The 23,311-nt window shown below is 55.0% G+C and carries 26 protein-coding genes and 2 pseudogenes; 13 read left to right on the forward strand and 15 right to left on the reverse strand.

The genetic code is table 11. From position 1 onward, the window contains the following. Window positions 1-9 precede the first annotated feature (9 nt). Both J9870_RS09700 and J9870_RS09705 read right to left on the reverse strand, forming a co-directional pair. Complete coding sequence (locus J9870_RS09700) at window positions 10-1,362, reverse strand: heavy metal sensor histidine kinase (protein ID WP_210643689.1); 1,353 nt, start codon at window positions 1,360-1,362, stop codon at window positions 10-12. After that, window positions 1,359-2,039: a heavy metal response regulator transcription factor gene (locus tag J9870_RS09705; RefSeq protein WP_025212766.1), complete on the reverse strand. Its 681-nt coding sequence runs from the start codon at window positions 2,037-2,039 to the stop codon at window positions 1,359-1,361. Before J9870_RS09705 ends, J9870_RS09700 begins: the two co-directional genes overlap by 4 nt. 152 nt (window positions 2,040-2,191) lie before the next feature. Between J9870_RS09705 and J9870_RS09710 the strand changes: the two genes are divergently transcribed. Both J9870_RS09710 and queF read left to right on the forward strand, forming a co-directional pair. Further along, entirely contained in the window at window positions 2,192-2,713 is a 522-nt protein-coding gene (locus tag J9870_RS09710; RefSeq protein ID WP_210643690.1) for a cupredoxin family protein, read from the forward strand. Window positions 2,714-2,774: 61 nt separating this feature from the next. Further along, entirely contained in the window at window positions 2,775-3,605 is an 831-nt protein-coding gene (gene queF, locus J9870_RS09715; protein WP_210643691.1) for an NADPH-dependent 7-cyano-7-deazaguanine reductase QueF, read from the forward strand. 107 nt (window positions 3,606-3,712) lie between these two features. Here the strand turns inward: queF and J9870_RS09720 are convergent, their stop codons facing one another. Beyond that, a complete protein-coding gene (locus J9870_RS09720) occupies window positions 3,713-3,976 on the reverse strand; it encodes a DUF4404 family protein (RefSeq protein ID WP_210643692.1) in 264 nt (87 codons plus the stop codon). Between the two features lie 109 nt (window positions 3,977-4,085). Continuing rightward, window positions 4,086-4,706 (reverse strand): HAD family phosphatase, encoded by a 621-nt coding sequence (locus J9870_RS09725; RefSeq protein WP_210643693.1) that lies wholly within the window; start codon window positions 4,704-4,706, stop codon window positions 4,086-4,088. 202 nt (window positions 4,707-4,908) lie between these two features. On the opposite strand from J9870_RS09725, the gene J9870_RS09730 reads away from it, so the two are divergent. From J9870_RS09730 to rssC, 3 genes are all read left to right on the forward strand, one after another. After that, window positions 4,909-5,598 carry a VacJ family lipoprotein gene (locus J9870_RS09730; RefSeq protein WP_210643694.1) on the forward strand — a complete coding sequence of 230 codons (690 nt, stop codon included), beginning with the start codon at window positions 4,909-4,911 and terminating at the stop codon, window positions 5,596-5,598. 333 nt (window positions 5,599-5,931) lie between these two features. Beyond that, window positions 5,932-7,113, forward strand: coding sequence for a two-component system response regulator RssB (rssB, locus tag J9870_RS09735; protein ID WP_210643695.1), 1,182 nt, complete (start codon window positions 5,932-5,934; stop codon window positions 7,111-7,113). After that, window positions 7,113-7,595, forward strand: a complete 483-nt coding sequence (gene rssC / locus J9870_RS09740; RefSeq protein WP_134923527.1) for an anti-sigma factor antagonist RssC — start codon at window positions 7,113-7,115, stop codon at window positions 7,593-7,595. The genes rssB and rssC overlap by 1 nt, the downstream gene beginning before the upstream one ends. A gap of 214 nt (window positions 7,596-7,809) precedes the next feature. Here rssC and tal read toward each other — a convergent pair whose 3' ends face one another. Both tal and dusA read right to left on the reverse strand, forming a co-directional pair. Beyond that, the gene (gene tal, locus J9870_RS09745) at window positions 7,810-8,736 is read right to left on the reverse strand and encodes a transaldolase (protein ID WP_210643696.1); all 927 of its coding nucleotides are present in this window, start codon (window positions 8,734-8,736) and stop codon (window positions 7,810-7,812) included. Window positions 8,737-8,914: 178 nt separating this feature from the next. Next, window positions 8,915-9,901 carry a tRNA dihydrouridine(20/20a) synthase DusA gene (gene dusA, locus J9870_RS09750; protein WP_210643697.1) on the reverse strand — a complete coding sequence of 329 codons (987 nt, stop codon included), beginning with the start codon at window positions 9,899-9,901 and terminating at the stop codon, window positions 8,915-8,917. 177 nt (window positions 9,902-10,078) lie between these two features. Between dusA and J9870_RS09755 the strand changes: the two genes are divergently transcribed. Then, window positions 10,079-10,348, forward strand: a complete 270-nt coding sequence (locus J9870_RS09755; RefSeq protein WP_210643698.1) for a BrnT family toxin — start codon at window positions 10,079-10,081, stop codon at window positions 10,346-10,348. After that, window positions 10,332-10,640 carry a BrnA antitoxin family protein gene (locus J9870_RS09760; protein ID WP_072346527.1) on the forward strand — a complete coding sequence of 103 codons (309 nt, stop codon included), beginning with the start codon at window positions 10,332-10,334 and terminating at the stop codon, window positions 10,638-10,640. Before J9870_RS09755 ends, J9870_RS09760 begins: the two co-directional genes overlap by 17 nt. 194 nt (window positions 10,641-10,834) lie before the next feature. Here J9870_RS09760 and J9870_RS09765 read toward each other — a convergent pair whose 3' ends face one another. Further along, window positions 10,835-11,275, reverse strand: coding sequence for a hypothetical protein (locus J9870_RS09765; protein ID WP_210643699.1), 441 nt, complete (start codon window positions 11,273-11,275; stop codon window positions 10,835-10,837). A 422-nt stretch (window positions 11,276-11,697) separates the two neighbouring features. Between J9870_RS09765 and J9870_RS09770 the strand changes: the two genes are divergently transcribed. From J9870_RS09770 to umuC, 3 genes and pseudogenes are all read left to right on the forward strand, one after another. Continuing rightward, entirely contained in the window at window positions 11,698-12,009 is a 312-nt protein-coding gene (locus J9870_RS09770; RefSeq protein ID WP_210643700.1) for a hypothetical protein, read from the forward strand. 137 nt (window positions 12,010-12,146) lie between these two features. Further along, window positions 12,147-12,354 (forward strand): annotated as a pseudogene (locus J9870_RS29440) (S24 family peptidase); the annotation flags it as partial. An 18-nt stretch (window positions 12,355-12,372) separates the two neighbouring features. Beyond that, the gene (umuC, locus tag J9870_RS09775; protein ID WP_210643701.1) at window positions 12,373-13,626 is read left to right on the forward strand and encodes a translesion error-prone DNA polymerase V subunit UmuC; all 1,254 of its coding nucleotides are present in this window, start codon (window positions 12,373-12,375) and stop codon (window positions 13,624-13,626) included. Between the two features lie 19 nt (window positions 13,627-13,645). Here umuC and J9870_RS09780 read toward each other — a convergent pair whose 3' ends face one another. From J9870_RS09780 to J9870_RS09810, 7 genes and pseudogenes are all read right to left on the reverse strand, one after another. After that, window positions 13,646-14,704 (reverse strand): hypothetical protein, encoded by a 1,059-nt coding sequence (locus tag J9870_RS09780; RefSeq protein WP_210643702.1) that lies wholly within the window; start codon window positions 14,702-14,704, stop codon window positions 13,646-13,648. Window positions 14,705-14,821: 117 nt separating this feature from the next. Then, a complete protein-coding gene (locus J9870_RS09785; RefSeq protein WP_210643703.1) occupies window positions 14,822-16,285 on the reverse strand; it encodes an RNA-binding domain-containing protein in 1,464 nt (487 codons plus the stop codon). Window positions 16,286-16,323: 38 nt separating this feature from the next. Beyond that, window positions 16,324-17,349: a YaaC family protein gene (locus J9870_RS09790; protein ID WP_210643704.1), complete on the reverse strand. Its 1,026-nt coding sequence runs from the start codon at window positions 17,347-17,349 to the stop codon at window positions 16,324-16,326. A gap of 593 nt (window positions 17,350-17,942) precedes the next feature. Continuing rightward, window positions 17,943-18,614, reverse strand: a complete 672-nt coding sequence (locus tag J9870_RS09795) for a metallophosphoesterase (protein ID WP_246883095.1) — start codon at window positions 18,612-18,614, stop codon at window positions 17,943-17,945. 144 nt (window positions 18,615-18,758) lie between these two features. Then, complete coding sequence (locus tag J9870_RS09800; RefSeq protein WP_210643706.1) at window positions 18,759-19,358, reverse strand: putative adenosine monophosphate-protein transferase Fic; 600 nt, start codon at window positions 19,356-19,358, stop codon at window positions 18,759-18,761. Beyond that, the gene (locus J9870_RS09805; RefSeq protein ID WP_210643707.1) at window positions 19,351-19,527 is read right to left on the reverse strand and encodes a YhfG family protein; all 177 of its coding nucleotides are present in this window, start codon (window positions 19,525-19,527) and stop codon (window positions 19,351-19,353) included. The genes J9870_RS09800 and J9870_RS09805 overlap by 8 nt, the downstream gene beginning before the upstream one ends. Window positions 19,528-19,664: 137 nt before the next feature. Next, window positions 19,665-19,847: pseudogene (locus tag J9870_RS09810) on the reverse strand (BrnA antitoxin family protein); the annotation flags it as partial. Window positions 19,848-20,509: 662 nt separating this feature from the next. Here J9870_RS09810 and J9870_RS09815 point away from each other — a divergent pair. The 3 genes from J9870_RS09815 (at window position 20,510) to J9870_RS09825 (ending at window position 22,325) form a co-directional block, all read left to right on the forward strand. Further along, window positions 20,510-20,785 carry a hypothetical protein gene (locus J9870_RS09815; protein WP_103308880.1) on the forward strand — a complete coding sequence of 92 codons (276 nt, stop codon included), beginning with the start codon at window positions 20,510-20,512 and terminating at the stop codon, window positions 20,783-20,785. 381 nt (window positions 20,786-21,166) lie between these two features. Then, a complete protein-coding gene (locus J9870_RS09820) occupies window positions 21,167-21,454 on the forward strand; it encodes a metal-sensing transcriptional repressor (protein WP_018610008.1) in 288 nt (95 codons plus the stop codon). A gap of 7 nt (window positions 21,455-21,461) precedes the next feature. Then, on the forward strand, window positions 21,462-22,325 hold the full coding sequence (locus tag J9870_RS09825) for a nickel/cobalt efflux protein RcnA (protein ID WP_210643709.1): 864 nt from the start codon (window positions 21,462-21,464) through the stop codon (window positions 22,323-22,325). A 16-nt stretch (window positions 22,326-22,341) separates the two neighbouring features. Here the strand turns inward: J9870_RS09825 and J9870_RS09830 are convergent, their stop codons facing one another. After that, window positions 22,342-23,292: a LysR substrate-binding domain-containing protein gene (locus J9870_RS09830; RefSeq protein ID WP_210643710.1), complete on the reverse strand. Its 951-nt coding sequence runs from the start codon at window positions 23,290-23,292 to the stop codon at window positions 22,342-22,344. Window positions 23,293-23,311: the final 19 nt, after the last annotated feature.

Raw genomic sequence — 23,311 nt, forward strand, 5'->3', positions numbered from 1 at the left:
TGTGTCGCCTTAATCCCCCTTCGGCAACTCGATCAGGAACCGCGTCCAGCCATCGGCCGAGTCACAGCGAATCTGGCCGCCATGGGCGCGGATGATCGAGCGAGTGATGGCCAGCCCCAACCCGGCGTGTTCGCTGCTGCCCTCCTGGCGGGCTGGGTCGGCGCGGTAGAAACGGTTGAACAGGCGCGGCAACAAGTCTGCCGGAATCCCTTCGCCACTGTTTTCCACGCTTACGCTCACCATGTGAGCCTCATCGACAATTCGTACCCACACTTCGCCGCCAATGGGGGTGAAGCGCAAGGCGTTGTCCAGCAGGTTGGAGAGCGCCCGACGCAACATGTTGCGGTCACCCTCGATGCGACCGTCGCCCTCGCGGCTCAAACGGACATTGGCGTCTTCGGCCAGGGGGGCGAAGAAGTCCAGCAGCACGTCCACTTCCTTGGCCAATTGCAGCGGCTCGCGGTTGGGCGTCAACAAGCCATGGTCGGCCTTGGCCAGGTACAGCATGTCGTTGACCAGTTGTGCCATCCATTGCAGTTCTTCGAGATTGCTGTGCAGCGCCTCGCGATAATCCTCTAGCGAACGCTCGCGGGTGAGGGTGACCTGGGTGTGGGTCAGCAGGTTCGACAGCGGTGTGCGCAGCTCATGGGCGATGTCGGCGGAGAACGCCGAGAGTCGTTGAAACGCATCGTCGAGACGTCCGAGCATGGCGTTGATGCTGTGGGCCAATTCCGCCAGCTCTGCGGGCATTTGCTCTTCAGGTAGTCGGGCGTTGAGGGAGCGGGCCGAGACATTGCTGGCAATGGCGCCCATGCGTCGCAGGGGGCGCAGCGCGCGGCGGGCGGCCCAGGCGCCGAGCAGGGCGGTGGCCAGGGCCGAGAGGCCGACGGTCAGCCAGATCAGGTGCTGCATGCGTTGCAGGAAGTGTTGGTGGTGGGTGATGTCCAGCAGCAGCGTCAGTTGCGGCGAATTGGGCTGGTCGGGATACAGCGGTGCGTTCAACACGCGGTAATCGGTGTCGCCATCGCTGAGGGTCGACAGACCGGCTCGCTCCGGCAATTGCGCCGGAATCCGAATCGAACTGTCATACCAGCGCGCCCCATCGCTGCCTTTGATGCGCAAGGCCAGGTCGGCTTGACGGCTCAGTTCATCTTCCAGGCGGATCTGGGTCTGTTCGGCGTCGAGATCCTGCAGGGCACGGCGCAGGCCGATCAGCTTGCCTTCCAGCAGTTGCTGGTCCAGCTCGACAAAATGAGCTTCGCTGCCGCGGCTGAACAACACCCCGGCAAACAACGACACCACGGCGGTGCAGGCGGCGAATAGCAGCGCCAGGCGGCTGCTCAGCGACCACTGGCCCCTCACAGGCTGCGCTCTTCAAGGACATACCCCATGCCCCGCACGGTGTGGATCAGCTTGCTGGGGAAGTCATCGTCAATCTTGATTCGCAGGCGCCGTATCGCGACTTCGATGACATTGGTATCGCTGTCGAAATTCATGTCCCAGACCTGGGAGGCGATCAGGGATTTGGGCAGTACTTCGCCCTGGCGACGCAGGAGCATTTCCAACAAGGCGAACTCCTTGGCGGTGAGGTCGATGCGCCTACCGCTGCGTTCAACGCGTCGGCGGATCAGGTCCAGGCGCAAGTCGGCCAGTTGCAGGCTGGTTTCCTGGGGCGTCGAGCTGCCCCGGCGCAACAGGCTTCGCACCCGCGCCAGCAATTCGGAAAAAGCGAAGGGTTTGACCAGGTAATCATCGGCACCCAGCTCCAGGCCATGCACCCGATCCTGGACCGCATCCCGTGCCGTGAGGAACAGCACCGGTGTATCCAGGCCGGCGCCACGTACGGCTTGCAGAATCTGCCAGCCATCGCGGCCGGGCAACATGACGTCGAGGATCAGTAACGCATATTCCCCGCTCAGGGCCAGTTGTTGGCCGGTGATGCCGTCGGCCACCAGGTCGGCATTGAACCCGGCTTCGCTCAGGCCCTGGCGCAGGTATTGGCCAGTCTTGGTTTGGTCTTCGACGATCAGCAATTTCATGGGCAGCTCAAGGCATGGTTTGAACGTGGGCGTTATACCGTGGCGGGCGGGGTCGTGGCGCAAGCTGACAAAGTTGTAATCAAGATGTCAGCCGACTGGCAGTTGCACACCGATAGAGTTCCCCACAAGCCGAATCTGATAGGAGTATGGACATGTTGATGGGAAACCGCTTGATCCTGGCCGCTTTTGCACTGGTGCTGAGTACGCCGACGTGGGCGTCGCCGGGCCATTTTGATTTCGGCCAGCCAGCACCGGCGGCCAAGGCAGGGCGTAGTATCGATGTGGTAATGGGGGACATGACGTTCGATCCCGCTGCGCTTGATATCAAGGCCGGGGAGACGGTTCGGTTCGTGCTGATCAATAAAGGGCAGTTGCTCCACGAATTCAATTTGGGCGACGCCGCGATGCACGTCGAGCATCAGCAGGAAATGCTCAAGATGCAACAGAGTGGACAACTGATGCCGATGGCGATGAAGCCGGGGATGGATCATGCTGCCATGGGACACGGCCAGGCCGACATGCGCCACGACGACCCCAATAGTGTGCTGGTGGAGCCGGGCAAGACCGCCGAGCTGACCTGGACATTCACCAAGGCCACGCGCCTGGAATTCGCCTGTAATGTCCCCGGCCATTACCAGGCCGGGATGAAGGGTGAGCTGACAGTCAGTCAGTAAGCACTCAAAGGCTGCGGCAAAGGCTGGTAGAATCGACTGATTCTTCAGTCAGGTTTCCGCCATGCATCCCGCAGCCGAACATTCGCCGCTGGGCAAATCCAGCGAATACATTGCCACGTACACGCCGTCACTGCTGTTCCCGATCCCGCGCACCGCGAAATGGGCGGAGCTGGGCCTTACGGCCGAGACCCTGCCGTACAAGGGCGTGGATTTCTGGAATTGTTTCGAACTGTCGTGGCTGTTGCCGTCCGGCAAGCCAGTGGTCGCCATCGGTGAATTCGCGATCCCGGCGGATTCGCCGAACATCATCGAATCCAAATCCTTCAAGCTGTACCTCAATTCCCTGAACCAGACCCCGTTCGCCGATATCGCGAGCCTGGAAGCGACCCTGCGCCAGGACTTGTCGACCGCCGCCGGCAAACCGGTGGGCGTGCGAATTCGCAGTCTCAAGGATGTGGAAAGCGAAGGCATCGTGGCGCTGCCGGGTACGTGCATCGACGATTTAGACATCAGCGTCGACTCTTACGCGCACCCGCGCCCGGAACTGCTGCGCTGCGATGATTCGCGCATTGTCGAGGAAAGCCTGCACAGCCATCTGCTCAAGTCCAACTGCCCGGTGACCAGCCAGCCGGACTGGGGCAGCGTGGCGGTGCAATATCGGGGTGCGGCCCTGGACCATGCCAGTTTGCTGGCCTATATCGTCAGTTTCCGCCAGCATTCGGATTTCCATGAGCAGTGCGTGGAGCGGATCTTTCTCGACTTGCAACGCTTGCTCAAGCCGGAGAAGTTGACGGTATATGCGCGGTATGTGCGCCGTGGCGGGTTGGACATCAACCCGTATCGCAGTACTGAAACGGTGCAGTTGCCAAATCACCGTTTGGTCCGCCAATGAGTGTCTAATGTGGGAGCGAGCAAGCTCGCCCACAAGGGATTGCATTTCAGATTGCCGACATTAAAAAGCCCCGCTATCGACAGCGGGGCTTTTCGCATCTGACGGGTTCAGATCCCCATATTGCCCAAGGCTTGCACGATATTGCGCAAGGTCCCGGCAAGGGTGGGGTGCTCCACTTCGAAGCGTTCGACAGCCAGGTTCACATTGTCGGCCAGGTTGTTGTCCGGTGTTTTGGTTTCCAGCTCAAGTTCAAATTCGATCTGTTTCATCAGCGCGTGCAGGTCTTCGCGCTCGACTTCGGAAAGTGGTGGATTCTGTTCCAATTGCTCGCGCAGGTTATTGAGCTGTTCTTGCAGTTCGCGGGCAGGCATTGGCGTACTCCCTTTATTGATAGGCACAGCCATGGACCGCGACGGCTGGTCAAAAGTCCATGGCTTGCCTTAAGAGTAATCCACCCTCACGCACCCTGCATGATCCCGGTCATGGCTTCTCGCCTTTGAGTCGACGCAGGCTGATATCCGCCAGGCAAGTGTCGAGTTCGCCCAGGTGATCGATGACCGAATGCACCCCGAGGCCGAACAATTGCACGGTGGCCTTGGCGCGCTTGGTTTCTCGCTCCTGTTGGCTCAGCGCCTGCCATTCATCTGGCGTCAGGCCACACAGCGAGCCGCAGGACGCCAGCCCGATCGTCCACAAACCGGCGTTGAGCCCCGACTGCAACAGCCTGGGTTCGCCACTGACCAACACGCAGCCGTCCAATTGCTGGACGTTCAGCGCCATCAAGGCCTGCCAGCAGGCATGCGGCGCCGGCCACGGATAATTTGTTGCTGGAAGTTGCGGCGGTTTGATCCACGTTGGCAACGAGGCTGCCAAGGTATGACTGACGGCGGGTGGCAATTCGTCGAGCCAGGCGCAGGGGATTTCCTGGTGCTGCAAGTGAAGCAAGCTTTCAACGGCGCCAGGCGTCGGCTGCGCATGCTCGAGCGGCGCAGCCCCAGGCTGGCGAATGCGTGCCCCGAAATCCACCAGGCATCCACTCAGGCCAAACAGTACGGCGGTCAGGCTCGGAGCGGGGAGGGGCAGGGTTTCGGCGCGGGGCATGGGAACGTCCTTGAAATAACCGGCAGCCTAACGTGCATCAGTGACAGTCCAGTGACAGTGACATGAAGGCGCCCGCTCGCGGAAACGTCCTACGGCTCGCTTCTTTTTTCGGTGCTGCCTATCCAAGCGTTCCGTCTTATACTAACCACCTTACCGCCTGGGCTCGGCGCCCTTGCCTGATTAATCCAAGGAGTTCTCCCTTATGCGCTGGAGCCATCGTCTAGCTCAGCTGTGTTTATCTACCAGCGTCCTGCTGGTTCCGTTCGCTGCCCAGGCCGCCACGGAAGAAGACCCTTGGGAAAGCATCAACCGTCCGATCTTTACCTTTAACGACACTCTTGATACCTATGCGCTCAAGCCATTGGCCCAGGGTTATCAGTATGTGACGCCGCAATTTCTCGAAGACGGCATCCATAATATGTTCCGCAACATCGGTGACGTGGGCAACCTGGCCAACAACGTGCTACAGGCCAAGCCGGCCGCCGCCGGAGTCGACACGGCTCGCTTGATCTTCAACACCACCTTCGGCTTGCTGGGCTTCTTCGATGTGGGCACCAAAATGGGCTTGCAGCGTAGCGATGAAGATTTTGGCCAGACCCTGGGCTATTGGGGCGTAGGCAGCGGTCCGTATGTGATGCTGCCAGTGTTGGGTCCAAGCACCGTGCGTGACGCGCCGGCCAAGCTGGTCGATGACTACACGGCCCCGTATCGCTATATCGATAACGTTTCGGTGCGTAACTCAATTCGCGGCCTGAACGTCGTCGATACCCGCGCCAGCCTGCTGTCGGCCGAGAAGATGGTGAGCGGCGACAAGTATGTCTTTATCCGCAACGCCTACCTGCAAAACCGCGAGTTCAAGGTCAAGGATGGCCAGGTTGAAGACGATTTCTGATTTCGTCTCGTAAATCCGGAAGGCGGCCCGAAAGGCCGCCTTCTGTGCTTTGGAGCGGGTTTGATCCTTCCATTGAGTTACGCTTTGCTCGGTTCTTATAACTCTCTGTACTTTGACAAATAAAGACGGCAAGCGGCTATCTGCCTGAGCTTGAAACGCCCCGCGGATGGGAGTACCGTCTGCGCCTTAGAAGGGCACCTCTGATGTAGCTGTGTGTAGGGCATAGGCCTGAAGCCGGTACGACAGAGAGGCTAGAAAGCGAATCCAGTAGTGCGTGCCAGGCCAATTGCCTCCGCCCGCTACGCCAACCTAATTCTGGCGCCGTTTGCCCACATGCCAAAAACCAGTGCCACGCTGCTGATAATCGATGATGACGAAGTGGTGCGAGCCAGCCTCGCGGCCTACTTGGAAGACAGTGGTTTCAGCGTCCTGCAGGCCAGCAATGGCCAACAGGGTCTTCAGGTATTCGAGCAAGACAAGCCCGACCTGGTCATCTGCGACCTGCGCATGCCGCAGATGGGCGGACTCGAACTCATTCGCCAGGTCACCGAGATCTCCTCGCAGACCCCGGTGATCGTGGTTTCGGGCGCGGGCGTGATGAACGACGCGGTCGAGGCGTTGCGCCTGGGTGCGGCGGATTACCTGATCAAGCCCCTGGAAGACCTGGCTGTGCTCGAGCACTCGGTGCGCCGGGCCTTGGACCGTTCGCGCCTGTTGGTGGAAAACCAGCGTTATCGCGAAAAGCTCGAAACCGCCAATCGCGAACTGGAAGCCAGCCTGAACCTGTTGCAGGAAGACCAGAACGCCGGGCGCCAGGTGCAGATGAACATGCTGCCGGTCAGCCCCTGGACTGTCGACGGTTTTCGTTTTGCCCACCAGATCATCCCGTCGTTGTACCTGTCGGGAGACTTCGTGGACTATTTCCGGGTCGATGAGCGACGAGTTGCGTTCTACTTGGCCGACGTTTCCGGTCATGGCGCTTCCTCGGCGTTCGTGACGGTGTTGTTGAAGTTCATGACCACGCGCCTGCTGTTCGAATCCAAGCGCAATGGCACATTGCCGGAGTTCAAGCCATCAGAAGTCCTTGGGCATATCAACCGAGGCCTGATCAGTTGTAAGCTGGGCAAACACGTCACAATGGTCGGTGGAGTCATCGACGAGGAGACGGGTTTGTTGACCTATAGCATCGGCGGTCACCTGCCGTTGCCTGTGTTGTACACGCCAGACAGTGTTCGTTACCTGGAAGGGCGTGGTTTGCCAGTGGGCCTGTTCAACGAGGCCACCTACGAAGACCACGTGCTGGAACTGCCACCGACATTCAGTTTGACGCTGATGTCTGATGGCATTTTGGACCTTTTGACGGAACCTACACTCAAAGAGAAAGAAGCGGCCTTGCCTGAACGGGTGAGCGCAGCGGGCGGCAGCCTGGAAGGCTTGCGTCAAGTGTTTGGATTAGCCACGCTCGGGGAGATGCCGGATGATATCGCCCTGTTAGTGTTGAGCAGGAACCTTTGATGAGTACTGGTAGAATCCAGTTCGCCGAGCAGGACGGCACCTTTGTCCTGAAGTTTGTCGGTGAAGTGCGCCTGACCCTGTGTTCGGCGTTGGATGCGACTATTGAGCGGATCTTCACAGCGCTGAATTTCAACGCCATCGTGATTGACCTGACCGAAACCCGTAGCATCGACAGCACTACGTTGGGCCTGCTGGCCAAGCTGTCGATCCTGTCGCGGCAGAAGGTCGGCTTGCTGCCGACCGTCGTCACCACCCACAACGACATTACCCGGCTGCTGCAGTCCATGGGCTTCGATCAGGTGTTCAACATCGTCGGCGATCCCGTGCCATGCCCTGAATGCCTGGACGACCTGCCTGACCAGGACCAGTCTGAAGAAGAAGTGCGGATCAAGGTGCTTGAAGCCCACAAGATCCTCATGGGGCTCAATGACTCCAATCGTGAAGCGTTTCATGACTTGGTGAATGCGCTGGAGCGGCCTTGAGCCTTGGGCTTTATGTAGGCTGCACCTGCCTCATCGCGAGCAAGCTCGCTCCCACAGGTCTTGTGGCGATCTCTTAATCGAGCCCAACCGACATCCCCTGTGGGAGTGAGCTTGCTCGCGATAGCGTTTGGCGAGCCGCCACATCGCTTAAGCCAAACCGCATAAAAAAGGGCGAACCCACCAAGGTTCGCCCTTTTCACATCCGTGAATCAGCTCAAAGCTTGGCTTGCAGCAACGCTTCCAGCTTCTCCTGGTCCCGGGCAAACTGACGAATACCTTCGGCCAGTTTCTCCGTCGCCATGGCGTCCTCGTTGGACAACCAGCGGAACTGCGCTTCATTGAGGTTCAAGCGTGCTTCCCCAGCTTGCCCTGGCGCCAGTTTGCGCTCCAGCTTGCCTTCGTCTGCGGCCAGTTTCTCCAGCAGTTCCGGGCTGACGGTCAAGCGGTCGCAGCCGGCCAGTTGTTCGATCTGGTTGAGGTTGCGGAAGCTCGCACCCATGACCACGGTCTTGTAGTCATTGGCCTTGTAGTAGTTGTAGATGCGCGTTACCGACTGCACGCCCGGGTCATCGGCGCCGGTGTAGTCGTTGCCATTGGCCTTCTTGTACCAGTCGTAGATTCGGCCCACGAACGGCGAAATCAGGAACACCCCGGCGTCGGCACAGGCCGCGGCCTGGGCGAAGGAGAACAGCAGGGTCAGGTTGCACTGGATGCCTTCACGCTCCAGCTTCTCGGCGGCGCGAATACCTTCCCAAGTGGAAGCAATCTTGATCAGCACGCGATCACGGCCAACGCCGGCCTTTTCGTACAGGTCGATCAGACGATGCGCACGCTTCAACATGGCTTCGGTATCGAACGACAGGCGCGCATCCACTTCAGTGGAAATACGCCCCGGAATGACCTTCAGGATCTCTTGTCCAACCGCCACGCCGAAACGGTCGCTGGCCAAGCCTACATCACCCTTGCAGTCCGCGACGCAGGCGTTCAGCAGCTCGGCATAGCCTTGGATGGCCGAAGCCTTGAGCAGCAGGGAAGGGTTGGTGGTGGCATCCACGGGTTTAACGCGGGCGATGGCTTCGAAGTCGCCGGTATCGGCCACTACGGTAGTGAATTTTTTGAGTTGTTCCAGCTTGGAAGTCATGGGCGTGCTCTGTCCTATGGGTCTGTTGACATTACCCGAGGGCTGGCAGCCACTCAAGGGTGTGAAGAGGTATCAACGGCCCCGGCGGCAACAACCTGAAAACGGCTGTTTGAAAGGCCGGAGCGGGTATCGGTAAATACGATGCCAAAACCGGCCGCAGGTTCAAAGCAACTGACAGTCAGCGCCCTTCCAGCAACTGCCCCGCCTGATCCAGCAACGCCAACGGGTCCTTGGTCTTGTGAATATCCACCGACAACAACTGCCGAAACCGCCGTGCTCCCGGAAAACCGGTGCCCAGGCCGAGTACGTGACGGGTGATGTGATGCATCGCGCCCCCGGCGGCCAGATGATTGGCGATATAAGGCCGCAACTGCGCCAGGGCTTCGGCCCGCGTAATGATCGGCGCGTTGCTGCCAAACAGTTGTTGATCCACCTCGGCCAGCAGATACGGATTGTGATATGCCTCACGGCCCAACATCACGCCATCGAAGGTCTGCAAATGCTCATGGCACGCCTCCAGCGTCTTGATCCCGCCGTTGAGCACGATCTCCAACTCCGGAAAATCCGCCTTCAACCGCGCGGCCACGTCATAACGCAGCGGCGGGATGTCCCGATTTTCCTTCGGCGACAACCCTTCCAGAATCGCAATCCGCGCATGCACGGTAAAACTCGTGCACCCGGCCTCACGCACCGTCCCGACGAATTCACACAACTGTTCATAACTGTCGCGCCCATTGATCCCGATCCGATGCTTGACCGTCACCGGAATCGACACCGCGTCACGCATGGCCTTCACACAATCGGCCACCAACCCCGGATGCCCCATCAGGCACGCGCCGATCATGTTGTTCTGCACCCGATCACTGGGGCAGCCGACGTTGAGGTTGACCTCGTCGTAGCCGTGCTCCTGGGCCATACGGGCGCAGGCGGCCAGGTCAGCGGGAACACTGCCGCCCAGTTGCAGGGCCAGCGGGTGTTCGGACTCGTGGTGGCGCAGGAAGCGTTCGTGGTCACCGTTGAGCAAGGCGCCGGTGGTGACCATTTCGGTGTAGAGCAGGGCGTTTTTGGAGAGGATGCGTAGGAAGTAGCGACAGTGGGCGTCGGTCCAATCCATCATCGGGGCAACGGAAAAGCGGCGGGAGAGCGGGGCAGTTTGTAGGGGCATTGGGAGTCTGATTCATCGGGGCGAATGGACGCAGTTTATCAGGGATGTTTGTCTGGTACTTGGCGGGCTCTCAAGCCTAGCCACTCAATCTTTGAGGACAACCAGGCACAGCGCATGCTCGGTCAGCGTTTCAACTCACAACTTGTGTTGACGATTTAATGTGGCTACGATAATTGCATGCAGATTACCTATGACCCAGCCAAAGACGCTCGCAACGTCGAAGAACGTGGACTTCCGTTTGCCCTCGTGCGGGACTTTGAATGGTCTACAGCATTGATCCTGGAAGATGATCGATTCGACTACGGCGAGTGTCGTTATCGGGCGATGGGGTACATAGGGGATCGGCTGCATGTCGTAGTGTTTACCCCACGGGGTGACGCGGTCCACGTCATCAGCTTTCGTAAAGCCAACAAACGGGAGGTCAAAAATTATGACCAAGAAACCTAGTCCTGAGAGGGTCGATACGGCAAATCCCGAATGGTCGACCGAAGACTTTGCCAAGGCCAAACCAGCCAGCGAGGTGCTTGTTGGGTTGTTTGGCAAAGCTCAGGCAAAGGAAATGCTCAAGCCAAAGCGTGGTCGCCCCAAGTCGGTGGCCACTAAAGAGCACGTCAATGTTCGTTTCGATGCTGACGTGCTGGAGAGATTCAGAGCTTCTGGTCCGGGCTGGCAAACACGGATGAACGCCGCCTTGGCCGATTGGCTCAAGACGCATACACCAGAAGAACTGAAGGCTTAGTCGCTAGATATCATTCCAAAAATAATTAGCCGCCGATAAGGCGGCTTTTTGTTGTCTGCTGATTGGATTTGTTTCGGTAAGGGTTATAAATAAGTTCGTCCCCCGGAGTCTGATCGCGCTGGCAGCTTGTCAGGCATATGCACGAAGCCTATCAATGCTTCGATGCCCCCGCTGTTCATGAGCGACAGAATGGATTACTCACTCACCGTGCTGATACGGGAGACTTTTCCATCGGCAAAATGAACACGGATACCTGAGCAGGTCGGCGCACTGCTGAAGCAAAGGTAGGTGGCAGTTTTTTCAGTGACCTGACCTTTTTCATTTCTCTGAAACCCAATTTTGGCTCGATTTAAACCATAGGCAGCATAGGCTAAGCATTCTGGATCGCCGATGCGTACGTCCTGCTGCTCCGCTCGCTGTGCTTGTGAGCTGGTGAGGGCCCCTGACGCAACAAGATGTTGTAATACCGCGGGTTCCTTGAACTTGTTATCCCATCGATAGCGCCCGCAACTGCTATATGCGTCCTCGTTGGTATTTTCAGTCCATCCACTATCGTATGCACTTGAAGGCTTGCTTACGCATGCTGCGACTTGGGTAAGGAACGCTAAGACCAAAATTTTATTCAGAGTTTTCATGCTTCGTTACACTCTCATGTGAAAAGAGCGACTATCTCCCATGCGCCAACATGAGGATGGTCACTGAGTCTGTAGTATCGTCCTGCGAGTCGAGCCAAGGTCCGTGCTTCGTGTACAAAGCGTGGGGGCCGCCTCATTCCCTTTTCCCTCCTCACGAACGCTACGCTGAAGCGTATATCGGCGGTGCCGCGCTTTACTTAATGGGAACCCATGCCTCCTCAGTTGAAGGCTGTCCAGATGCGCCCATTGGCGCGGTTGCTTTTCCAAGCTTTGAAGACGTGAGGGGGGCTAGCTTTAGCAGTGACCGGGAGGCGGTAGCTCATCTGATCAAACCCCTCGGCGGGTTCACCTACGGTGCCCTGTCTATGGATTGAGGATAAAGTGGTCTGGTGCCGGGCAAACCATGAAAATAGGAATTCGTTATGATTTTTCCAGATTCACGCATGTACCACACTACCGATGGGGTTGATCGTGAAAAGCTGAATCCCTGTCAGGTGGTGGTACGCGAGGAAGCAATGATCATCGAGTATGTCGACGAGTTTGGTAGCCGTGTGACCTATCAGGCTCGACAAATTGCTGAGGGGCAGTTCGAAATACGGCAAGAGATTGAGGAGGAGGACTATCTCTATACCGCGACACTGCAGCAGGAAGGAAGTGGCTTCTACGATGGTAGGTGGTTCCAGCGCTACGGGCACCAGCAAAAGCGAGGCTCATGGTCTATTGAGCTGGCTTGAGCATGCAGCTGCTCTGCGGGGCAGGGCGAAGTGATGTAGATCTCGTACCAGTTTCCGTACGACATACACATATGTTGGTTCGAAAAAGGGGGACTCTGCGTACAGAATTCGATTTTATCTTTGGAGGGGGCAGGACCATCGTAGATCGTACGATGGAACCTGCGGATGGTTACATCGTCGTCAGCGCTGCTGAACAACGTACCCGTATGCAAGCGGCTTTGCATTCGCGGCAAGGAGGTGATTCTCCTGTCGGAGAACCCAAAGTATCCACCGAGGTACGTGCTTGAGGGCGACGAGCTGGTGATCTGGGGCGTCATTACATGTAGTGTACGCAGCCATGTCTAAACCCCTCCAGTTTTTGCCTTGATCGACTGCAACAGCTTCTATGCCAGTTGCGAGCGCGTGTTTCGACCCGACCTGGCCCGTGTGCCCATTGTGGTGGTGTTTAGCAACAATGACGGCTGCGTGATCGCCCGCAGCTACGACGCCAAGCCCTATGTGAAGATGGGCGAGCCGTATTTCCAGATCAAGCACAAGTTGCATAAGCACGGCATCGTCCCGTTCTCGTCGAACTATGCGCTCTACGGCGACATGAGTGAGCGGGTCATGACACTCGTTGAATCAATGGTGCCCGCCGTCGAGGTCTACAGCATCGACGAAGCCTTTGCCGACATGACCGGCATTGATGGCCGGGATGCGCTTGGCAGGAAGATCCGCAGCCAGGTGCTTCGCTGCACAGGTATCCCGGTTGGGGTGGGGATCGCCCACACCAAAACCTTGGCAAAGCTGGCAAATCACACCGCCAAACGGCTCCAGGTGGAGACCGGCGGTGTGGTCGATATCTGCGACCCGTTCAAGCGTGACTGGGTTCTGCGCAACACCGACGTGTCCGAGGTCTGGGGCGTCGGTCGCAAGATGAAACTTCACCTGGACGCCATGGGCATCAAGACTGCAATGGACCTGGCGAAGGCCGACCCGTGGACGCTACGCAAGAAGTTCAGCGTGGTGATCGAGAAGACTGCCCGGGAGCTGGCCGGCACGCCGTGCCTGGAATTGGATGAACCGGACCCGCCGAAGCAGGAGATCTGCTGTAGTCGGATGTTTGGTAAGCGACTCACGGAGCTAGCTCCGATCAAGGAGGCGGTGGCCACCTACATGATGCGAGCCTCGGAAAAGCTCAGAGCGCAAAAGTCGCTGTGCAAGAAGATCCGCGTCAGCATCCGCACCGGCATGTTCAACCCGGAGGAGGCGAAGTATGCCAATGGCGTGCTGATTGACATGCCGTATCCAACGGACGATGTACGGCTGCTGACCAAGACGGCCGTGGACGCGCTCGACCGAGTGTTCCGACCAGGCTTCAAGTACAGCAAGGCTGAGATGCTGTTGATGAACCTCTGTCAGCAGGGGGAGTACACCGACGACCTGTTTGCCACCTCCCAGCCTGCAGATGCCACGAGACTGATGGCGGTGTTGGGCGAGATCAATGGGCGTTGGGGCAGGGGGACGCTCCGATCAGCTAGCGTACCCGTCAACCCAAACTGGGGAATGCGTCGGGAAATGATGAGTCGGAGCTTTACAACTAAGCTAGACCAGTTATGGACGGTTCGATGTGATTAACTTGTGGAAGTCAAGTATCTTACATTCTTAATACCAAACTTTTTACCCATGACATGCATGATTCGATAGCCCATGATGTCTGTTGTGGTGTTAGTTCCGGCCGGTCTTTACTACCGGCCCCGTGGCTGAAGGGATTTCGTATCTCTGTAAAAAAAGACTTAAGTGCATCTCGCTCCCATGAAGTTATAAAGGCTCCATTTTTTTCGCTGCTTAAGTTGTCTATATAGTTGTGAGCGCCTCGTTCTTTTCCATGAGTCCAGCATTTATGGTCAGATATGATTTTTATCGCGCTTTCTAATGCGCGAGCTGCGAAAAAGGCTGGGTCACGGCCATTGGCATCTCTTTGATCAAGTGCTTCTTTCATATCAGAGTCTACATTTTTCCAGATTGGTGCCGCCACTAAAGACCAAAATGCATTCTCAATATGTTGCTGGGTTAGCTCATCTGTTGAGGCTTGGATAAATCCATTATGATAGTTGAGTGGATAATTGGCTCTGAGGAAACGCTCGTTTAATTCATGTACAGCATCTTGAAAAGCTATATTTTCAGATCGGTTTATCGCTTTAAGTCCGTCTGACCTTTTTCCAGGAATCACCATCCCAAGAACGGTGGAACGTTGTGATTGCTGACGCTCGGCAGTAGCAATATCTTCTTCCAAGCGTAAGTTCATCAAACGAATCTGTTCATCACGGTGGCGAAAGGCGAGTTCAATAAAGCTGAGCCGCTCCTTCATGAATCGATCGGGAGAAAAATCAGTTTGATAAGGCATGCAGATAAAATCTCTACAAATTTTATTAATTGTCCATGTGCCAGTTGTTGTGTGCGGCTGTCCAAGTTGCATTGTCTGGTAAGAGTAATATTTTTGCGCAAGATCCTCCTTGCCAAGCTCTCTGCATAAACGGTCATGTATCAACGTATAAGAAGCTTTAGCGATGGGGTTTTCTTGTCCTTGAGTCCAGTAGGGGAAAAGCTGTTCTATTAGCTGTATGCATTGATTCAAAACGCGACGTTCAGTTTCTGTGAACTCTTTCCAAAGCGGCAAATTGGTATATCGGTCAGCAAAAATATCAGTAAGCATGGTGACACCAAGCTGAGAGGAAAAATTGAGCGTAGATCGTGCTAGGAGGTTATGCAAGCTGTAAATAGCTCGGGCTGATAAGGGGGCACCTAGATAACGTTATGATATGGGAAGCGGTCATGTAGCCTGAGAGGACCGGCTGCAAGACGATACTGGTTCGTCTTGATCATCTCTGACGGCGTAGCCACACTCATATTGTAGGTATTCTCCATCGGCATCGTATTCCTTGCCGCCTATAGTCATGCTTTGAGTAAATGAAGTCCTTGTACTAAGTGGAGACTCGCAAATTGGGCAGAGGAGGTCTGTCTCTTTCAGTAGTTGTAATTGAGAAGAGATATTAGATCTCAGGTCTAACAGTTCCCTGGTTTTTGATGAAAGCTCCCCCTTGTATTTTTCTCCATCTTGTTGAAGTCTGCGGATCTCCTCTAAAGCTATATGTACTCGCTTGTTTAAAGCGGACAAAAGGTTGTCGGCAAAACAATAGCGATCACAGATATATACAAAAAGTTTATGCCCCTCTAGGACGCATGTGGAAGTGCCATGCCGTACCCATGTTTCTCCGCTTGAGGAAAAGTACATTTCATTCGGCCTTCCTTTGGGTATAATAATCTCAACGACAAACTGGTCGGTTACCTCTGAGCCCGAACTTATTAATGGGTGGCTGACAATTTTAATTGAACTTTGCGGAAAGTTGGGGGAGATAGAGTGTATGGTGGCAGTTAATAGCCGCTGAAGTTCGTCTCTTTCGTCCCGATTTAGTTTTACGCCCTCGACAATTCCTTCGTCCGTTACTCCGAATAGAATTCGTCCACCATCAGAGTTAAGAAAGCCTATTAGATATTTTTTTAACTGTTGAGCAATGGTCTTGGCAGAGTTTTTGGAGTTGACGGATTTGAACTCCAATATTTCGGATTCCTCCTCCAAAAGCCTTTCTCGTAGTCTGAAGGCAAGTGGATTGAATCTTGAAAGAGTTTCGTCAAATTCATCTCCGATAGGGCAGTCATCGGGTTTATAATAGCCGGCCCGTATTAGTCTAGTAAAGTTCAACTCGAAAATTTCTTCGTTGTCATAAATTTCGCAAAGTAGGCGCTCGAAATGGAAGCCGTAAAGCCATATGTCTTCTGAAGGTAGTAGTAGTCCTGAGCTGGAGCCCTGTAAGAAATCTAAAAAATGAAGTTGGAAATTGTTTGTATTGAGGTGTTCCATGTAGTCATAAGAGTGGCTGTCTTGGGTTTTCCAGGCTTTAGCTAGATCTATGAGTTGTTCAAGAGAAAACGAGCAAGCATAGTCGAGAAATGGTTTGCACTGAGGTAAACAATGCTCGTCTAACTCAAGATATCCTTTTTTAAGGGTGGAGATTATGTCGTTATGCACTTGGTCTAGAGAGTATCCAAGCGCCTCTAATCTACGGCGTAATTCTCGGACGGAGATTTCGTAAGCTCGAAAGAATGAATTATCCGATAGGTCGCCAATAGCAACAAGATCAGCAGTATTGAAAAGGCTAGCATATTTGTCGTCTACGCGCTTGGCTGTACCACCCAGGTACGTTCCACCAATGCTTACTTCGCTCTCGGTTGCCATTCAGCTCCCCTGCTATATCTAAGGTAAGTGTAAGTAGTCTAGTTTCTCCCAGGAAGTATAAACTCATGCCCTGTGAGCTCAGACGAAATTTCATCTACGAATTGAGCGGATGCCGAAGAAATGAACTCCGAAAGGAGCCAGTTATGCTGGCAATCGAAGTGTCTCGAAAGTTTGTCGGGCTCATACCTGGCCATCTCGGATAATTTATGCATAGCAGCAAATGCAATAGTCATAGAACTTCTTTGAATAAGTCCGGAAATATTTCCCCCTCGTTTGAGGTACCAAAAACTTTGAGCTCCGTTTATATAGTAGATTTTTTTTCTAAGTTTAGTATGGTATGTTTTATACCTCGCTAGGTTTTGGGGTACCTGTTTTGCTTTCCATTTGAATCTGTCGGTTGAGCGGATTGTGAATGAGTCTTCTATGCTTATATCTCTTTCAAATTTTATGGGTAGCTTGTTTGTTGTGTGGTTCGTTGCATATTGATCTGTGATTCTAGCACTAAACCATGCTTCATCAGTTTTTGCTGATTTAACGATTTTTGGTTCTTTTAAGGGTATGAATAGTTCTGTGTCAGAACTAAAAGTCAAGGTGAATGCTCGGTGGATCCCAGGAAGGTTATAAAGCAGATCTTTCAATGTGTAGGTGTCTTGGACTGCCGGCTCGCCTAAATGTCGGCATAGTGCGGGGAGAATTCCAGAAGTTTTGAACTTCACCTGTTCGTTACTCAGTGACGTGTGTCCTTTTTTTGTATAGCCGGATACGCCGTGTTCATCACTGAATTGGACTCCTTTTGCGAGTAGTAGAGTTTTTGTTGCGTTCAGGAAGCAATAGTAAGCAGTAAGAGGAGCTGATGTTTTAGGAAGCATTTTTGTAGCGTCGTAGAAGCTTCTTGCTTGGCTCCAGAAAAAACGAGCATCTTTTTTTCCGGCTCGTTTTAGCCAAAGATCCACATAATCCCAGGTACTTGTGACAAGCACGGTTTTTTCATTGAAGTGGGGGGTTGTTACTGATTTGTGAATAGTCAGATTCTTGTTTTTATATTTTATATCTCGATGTGTCATTGCAGTCCCTTATAAAAGTACGTGCCTAACCCTTTCCTAAGCATAGGGCTGCAAGCGAGATATGGCAATTTGACATTCTGGAGATGTTTTGGAGGTGATTGTCGCTAATCAGTATTTAGCATGATCAGGGGCGTACGCCTTGATGGATGAAAAGCTTTGGAAGATAGACGGTAGAAGGCTTGGCTAAGCTAACGGGCGCGGAGTCGTGGCAATTTCCGTGCCAGTCGTTGTGATCTATCGAAAAATCAGGTTATCTCCGAGCGCCAAATCAGAACCTATCCTGCCGAACGGTGTGATTCTCCTCAGCGGCGCACTGATTAAGGAAGCCAAATCGGGTTTGCTGAATACTTGCTACAAGAGAGACTTAGAGAGCGCTTGTAAGCAAGCAGAGCGGGAGGCACAGTGGTTAATCCGTCCAATCCATCATCGGGGCAACGGAGAAGCGTCGAGAGATGGGCTGAGGTGGAATTTTTTGTAGAGGCATGGGAGATCTGGGATGCAAATTGCGGAGGGGGCACAGTTTATCAGGTATGGGATGGAGTGAACGCGACTGATCTCGCGTCGGGGGGCAAAATAACAAACTGGGCCTTACGTCACTGGCTCATGCTTAAGCTAATAATGGTTTCGGTTTGAATTTCTACCAGGCTTAACGCACCATCAGAAAATGAGCAGCCGGTGTCGATATAGACAACATTGCCCAAGTGTATAACACCGGGTACTGAAGAGTGCCCTACATAGAGCCGGTCTATTCCTTTAATGGAAGTGTGATCTTGTTGCTCGATCTTCTCTCTTGCATACAGCGCAGTTTTCAAGGCTTGCCGCTGATGTTGCTCTCCAAAACTTCCAGTGATAGCGTCCTTGGCTTCCTGCCATCCATCGTTACTCCTGATGACAGGGGCTTCGGCATGGACTATTCCGATTGTTTGATCGCTTGATAAATTGATTTCAATGATCAGTGGGAGTGCTTGCAAGGCTTTCAAGAGTTCATGTTGGACGGGGGGTTGTAGCTCGTAGAGCCAAGCGCCACCGTTTCGGATATGTCGGGGTATGTCCCCATGGCCGGAGATACAGTCAATAAGCATCTGCTCATGATTGCCACGCACGGCATGGAACCACGGCTTCTCGAGCCAGTTCAATACATCTATGGAGTCGGGGCCGCGGTCGATGAGGTCTCCCACGGAAAAAATACGATCCAGCTCAGTGTCGAAGTCTAGTTTGTCTAAGGCCGTTGTTAGAAGTTTGAAATGTCCATGAATGTCGCCCACTACAAAGTCGCGACCTTTTTTGTTGGGTGGGAAAGATCTCGTCCTGTACATTTTCAGTGCTTCAGCAGATGTTGATTGGCGGTGACTGTATCACTTGGCGAAATAAACAGTAAGCCGCTGAGCGGGGGGAATAACGTCGTACGGTCAAGCTTGAATCGCCTGCCCAATACACTTCTCAAAAACCTGCTCCATAGGCTCCATGACGCCGTTATAAGCCGCGATATTGGCGTAGATCCACTCGTCCTTCTCAATCCCCCACCAACTGATTTCAAACCCGGCATTCATGATGAGGTGTTCAAACAGGATGCGTTGCGCACGGCCATTGCCTTCGCGGAAGGGGTGTACGACGTTGATGTCGGAATAGGCCTCTGCCACAGCAGCTATCAGCTCAGCTCGCTCCATGCCCTCGAACCAGTTTGCCGCGGCCATGGCCATGAAGATCTTGCTGGCTTCTTTCTCCATGTACTCGGGTTGGCAGAAGCGGGTGGCTTGTTTGGACATGCCAACGGTGCGCAGCTCCCCGGCCCACTCGAACAGGTCCGAAAAGAGAATTCGATGAATGTGCTGCAGGTCAGCCAGGCTGTAGGGAGGAGGGCTGAATTCGACGTTGTCCGCTGCGATGGCCGAGAGTTGTTGTTCGGCTTCGCTTAGGGTCAGTTCGTCACGGATATCGAGTTTGTTGCGAAGGACCGTGGAGCCGGGATAGCAATAAGCGTCCTCGCCGACTCCATATTTGTCAGGCATTAGTTCTGGTCTGGGTGAAGGCCTTCAAGACCTCTTCACGCGTTGGCATTTTGCGTTCGCCGTCCGCGAAGGTCACTTTGAAGCCTTCCAGACGGAGGCTGGCCGCGTAGTTGGATCTACGCGTCCTGGCGGCATAGGCTTTTTTGGTTTCAAGGCTGATATTGCCCATGGGGCTGGACCTCAAATCGCGCTGGTGGGCGGATTATAGCCGATCCTGTTGGCATGGCCTACGTCGCGCCTGGACGAATCAAGTTTGACTGTGCGGGGCTGCTTTCGGGCTGACTATTCCAGATTGTGAGCAGTCTTTGATAGTAGGCCTTGGCGCAGTAGATGGTTGATGACGGTTTGATATCCAGTGCCGGCACTTTCGGCGTACTCGCAAGCGGCCTTGATCACTTCATCATCAAGCATGATGGTTATGCGGGTTTTTCCTTCGCTGCTCGTAACGGGACCCCGCTTGGCCGTGCTGAAGTCGTATTCTTCTCTCATAAGCTATCCCTGGGTATTGCGCAGTTCATTTTTAAAGCTATTCGTGCGCCCATGGCTGCGCTTCACCGTACGATAGAATCTTTGATGATGCCAAAGCGTTGAGCACTCATTCGTTTCGAGATTTGTCCTTGTCACCCCTAGCTGCGCAGCTCAATCCATCTCCGGACACCCCATCGGAAATTTTCCTCAAACTGCGTCGCTCCCCGCTGACTATCCACCCAATTACCCCGTGAGCTAAGTTTTCTCCGTCGCTGCAAATTCAGCGAGAGGGTGTGGAAGCCCTCACGAAAACCTAGCGCGTTGCACCGCTAAATTAAAAAGCAGACGCTTTTCCTAGGTCTGCTGTTAAATTACGGCGGCTGTACGCGGGGCGCCTTCGGGTGCGCCGGGTCCTAGGTTCTCGGTCTTCCACAACCGCGTACAGCTGCCACCCACCAGGTGGAAGTGGTGAAGGCAGTTCCTTTACATAACCTAGGTACAAGCCAATGAAAAAGCTCACCCCCAACCCTCCGAAAACCACTGCCAATCCAAGGTGGCTTTCGTCTAGCGTCACCCAAGAATATCTCCTGCCAAATATCCGAATCTCGATCCCGGATTCGCTCCCTTTGCCAGCGGCATCCCAATCCGCCTCTGACCTTCCATCCCCGCAGGAGTAACCCCTCATGTCTCGCTACATGCCCATCACCGGTATCGAAAACAATTTCCACGCGCTCCTGATCGACACGGAAGCGCCGCTGGACGTGCTGCACGACACCGCCGCTTACCGCATCGCCGCCGTCACGCAGTTGCTGGAAAACCTCGCCATGCGTTCCGACATCAGTACGGACGCGGTGGTACTCCATGATTTCGCCCAAGTGCTAGCGATCCCTCTGCGCGACGGGTGTGATTTGCTGGATGTGATCGGGCGGCGATTGCAGGCACAGGTTCTGGCGTTGTAATGAAAGTGGGCGACCTCACGAGGTCGCCTGCATTGCCTTGCTCATCATCGTGTGCAGCCTGGAACCCCGTGGGAGCGAGCCTGCTCGCGATAGCGGTGGGTCAGTTGATGGAGATGTTGGATGTGCTGCCGCTATCGCGAGCAAGCTCGCTCCCACAGTTTTTCCGAGTTGTTCATAGATATTACGTTCACATCAAATCCCCTGTGGGAGCGAGCTTGCTCGCGATAGCGGTGGGTCATTTGATGAAAATGTCGGATGTGCTGCCGTCATCGCGAGCAGGCTCGCTCCCACAGCTTAGTCAACGTTTCGATGGGTTTGCTTATATCCTCCCAGGGGGGATAGGATGGCGGCGTTAATTCACCGAGATCCAGGGCTCAAGTCATGAGTGCGCACGATCATGAACATCCCCACCAAAGCCACGCTGCGATCATCAAGCGTCTCAAGCGCGCGGACGGCCATTTGCGCAGCATTATCACGATGATTGAAGAGGGGCGTGAGTGCGTGGATATCGCCCAGCAGTTGCATGCGGTGGAAAAAGCGGTGTGCCAGGCCAAGCGCACATTGATCCAGGATCACATCGATCACTGTCTGGAGGACACCGTTTCGTCGCTGAATAAAGGCGAGCGCGCACCCCTGGAAGCTTTCAAACAAATCACCAAGTACCTCTAGGCCCGACATGCCCAATTTTGCTGAATTGCTGCAACAGGGGGGCGCTCACGCCTGGCTGTATTTTCCCAGCGCTATCTTGCTGGGCGCCTTGCATGGCCTGGAGCCTGGCCATTCAAAAACCATGATGGCGGCGTTTATCGTGGCCATCCGTGGCTCGGTAAAACAAGCGGTTTTGCTGGGCTTGGCAGCTACGCTTTCCCACACGGCCGTGGTGTGGCTGGTCGCCATCGGTGGCATGTACCTCGGCCAAGGGTTGGATGCCAAGACCACTGAACCCTATTTCCAACTGGCATCTTCCGGGCTGATCATCGCAATCGCGCTGTGGATGTTGTGGCGTACCTGGCGTGGCGAGCAGGTGTTCAAGTCCGAGCATCGCCATGACCATGACCACCATGACCATCACGAGCATCACGAGCATCACGAGCATCACGAGCATCACGAGCATCACGACCATCACGAGCAGCAAGACCTGGCGCCGTCCCTCGATAGCTATCAGGATGCCCATGAAAGGGCGCACGCCAACGATATCCGTAAGCGCTTCACCAATCGGGAGGTCACCACGGGCCAGATCGTCGTGTTCGGCCTGACAGGCGGTTTGATTCCTTGCCCGGCGGCCATTACCGTCTTGCTGCTGTGCCTTCAGGTCAAGGAGGTCGCGCTGGGCGGCATGCTGGTGCTGAGCTTCAGTATCGGCTTGGCAATCACCCTCGTGACCGTGGGCGCTGCTGCGGCCATAGGGGCAAGGCAGGCCTCCAACCGCTGGCCTTGGTTGAGCAGTGTTGCGCGGCGCGCACCTTACCTGTCCAGCGTGTTGATCATCGGTGTTGGTTTGTACGTCGGTATCCACGGCTGGAACGGTTTGAACGCGTAGCCTGAGCGCAGATCGTTCATCCGTTGGTTCCCTCTGGCGCCGCAGACGCACTGCCAGGTCGATGGAGTGAAGCTCCCTCCAAGGTCTTCCAAAGCTTGCGCATCGTAAGATTGCGATTGGCAATTGCACAATACGAGCGAATCTCCAGCCGCGTGCTCCATTCCTCGCCGCCGGCCCGGACCAGCAACCCTCGCTCCAGTTCATCGGCTACCGCGCTCTGCGGCAACCAGGCCACGCCGTAGCCTTCGATCGCCATGCGCATCAGCAGCATCGCCATGTCGGCTTCATAGCAGCGTTCCAATGCGGTTGATGCCGGGCCGTTCTTGATGACGATATCCGCCACGCGCCCCAGGAATGTCGTGGCGGTGTAGGCCAGGTAAGGGACTGGTTTACCGGGGCGACCCGGCAAGGGAAACAGCGGTTGGCCTTTCGGGTTGGGGGCACATAGAGGGATGAACGCGTCGTGGCCGAGGGTCAGGCTGCCGAAGCGCTCGGCGTCCAACAGGATGGGCGCCAGCGGATGGTGGTAGACCATCATCAAATCGCAACTGCCCTCCTCCAGCGCGATGACGGCGTCATGAATATTGGCGGCGACCACCCGAGCATTGAACTGCTCGGTGTTTTGTTGGAACTGCGAAAGCCATTTCGGCAGGAAGGTCATCGAGAGGCTGTGACCTGCGGTGATCTGGATGGAGCGGCCGGGCATCCGCTCTACGTCACGCAGCATCGAACGCAACCTCAGTAAGCCGGCGAGCGCTTCTCTGCTTTCGTCGCAGAAGGTGATGCCTGCGGCCGTGAGCTGGACAGGGTAGGTACCACGGTCTACCAGCTTGACCCCCACCCATTCCTCAAGGCACTGGATTCGCCGCGACAAGGCCGATTGAGTCACGCAGCGGACTTCGGCGGCGCGGGAGAAATTTTTCCATTCGGCGATCGCCAGAAGATCGTCCAACCATTTGAGTTGCATACCGGGATCTCCCGCAATG

The organism is Pseudomonas sp. Tri1, assembly GCF_017968885.1.
Taxonomy (GTDB): domain Bacteria; phylum Pseudomonadota; class Gammaproteobacteria; order Pseudomonadales; family Pseudomonadaceae; genus Aquipseudomonas.

Bases quoted from the DNA above. Each gene is read 5' to 3' on its own strand.
- J9870_RS09725 (WP_210643693.1), bottom strand. From the start codon at position 4,706: ATGCCCCGCGCCGAAACCCTGCCCCTCCCCGCTCCGAGCCTGACCGCC.
- rssC (WP_134923527.1), top strand. From the start codon at position 7,113: ATGAGTACTGGTAGAATCCAGTTCGCCGAGCAGGACGGCACCTTTGTC.
- J9870_RS09790 (WP_210643704.1), bottom strand. From the start codon at position 17,349: ATGACACATCGAGATATAAAATATAAAAACAAGAATCTGACTATTCAC.
- J9870_RS09800 (WP_210643706.1), bottom strand. From the start codon at position 19,358: ATGCCTGACAAATATGGAGTCGGCGAGGACGCTTATTGCTATCCCGGC.
- J9870_RS09815 (WP_103308880.1), top strand. From the start codon at position 20,510: ATGTCTCGCTACATGCCCATCACCGGTATCGAAAACAATTTCCACGCG.
- J9870_RS09825 (WP_210643709.1), top strand. From the start codon at position 21,462: ATGCCCAATTTTGCTGAATTGCTGCAACAGGGGGGCGCTCACGCCTGG.
- J9870_RS09765 (WP_210643699.1), bottom strand. From the start codon at position 11,275: ATGAAAACTCTGAATAAAATTTTGGTCTTAGCGTTCCTTACCCAAGTC.
- J9870_RS09730 (WP_210643694.1), top strand. From the start codon at position 4,909: ATGCGCTGGAGCCATCGTCTAGCTCAGCTGTGTTTATCTACCAGCGTC.
- J9870_RS09785 (WP_210643703.1), bottom strand. From the start codon at position 16,285: ATGGCAACCGAGAGCGAAGTAAGCATTGGTGGAACGTACCTGGGTGGT.
- J9870_RS09705 (WP_025212766.1), bottom strand. From the start codon at position 2,039: ATGAAATTGCTGATCGTCGAAGACCAAACCAAGACTGGCCAATACCTG.
- J9870_RS09805 (WP_210643707.1), bottom strand. From the start codon at position 19,527: ATGGGCAATATCAGCCTTGAAACCAAAAAAGCCTATGCCGCCAGGACG.
- rssB (WP_210643695.1), top strand. From the start codon at position 5,932: ATGCCAAAAACCAGTGCCACGCTGCTGATAATCGATGATGACGAAGTG.
- queF (WP_210643691.1), top strand. From the start codon at position 2,775: ATGCATCCCGCAGCCGAACATTCGCCGCTGGGCAAATCCAGCGAATAC.
- dusA (WP_210643697.1), bottom strand. From the start codon at position 9,901: ATGCCCCTACAAACTGCCCCGCTCTCCCGCCGCTTTTCCGTTGCCCCG.
- J9870_RS09820 (WP_018610008.1), top strand. From the start codon at position 21,167: ATGAGTGCGCACGATCATGAACATCCCCACCAAAGCCACGCTGCGATC.
- J9870_RS09770 (WP_210643700.1), top strand. From the start codon at position 11,698: ATGATTTTTCCAGATTCACGCATGTACCACACTACCGATGGGGTTGAT.
- J9870_RS09710 (WP_210643690.1), top strand. From the start codon at position 2,192: ATGTTGATGGGAAACCGCTTGATCCTGGCCGCTTTTGCACTGGTGCTG.
- J9870_RS09760 (WP_072346527.1), top strand. From the start codon at position 10,332: ATGACCAAGAAACCTAGTCCTGAGAGGGTCGATACGGCAAATCCCGAA.
- tal (WP_210643696.1), bottom strand. From the start codon at position 8,736: ATGACTTCCAAGCTGGAACAACTCAAAAAATTCACTACCGTAGTGGCC.
- J9870_RS09780 (WP_210643702.1), bottom strand. From the start codon at position 14,704: ATGCTTACTGATATTTTTGCTGACCGATATACCAATTTGCCGCTTTGG.
- J9870_RS09720 (WP_210643692.1), bottom strand. From the start codon at position 3,976: ATGCCTGCCCGCGAACTGCAAGAACAGCTCAATAACCTGCGCGAGCAA.
- J9870_RS09755 (WP_210643698.1), top strand. From the start codon at position 10,079: ATGCAGATTACCTATGACCCAGCCAAAGACGCTCGCAACGTCGAAGAA.
- J9870_RS09830 (WP_210643710.1), bottom strand. From the start codon at position 23,292: ATGCAACTCAAATGGTTGGACGATCTTCTGGCGATCGCCGAATGGAAA.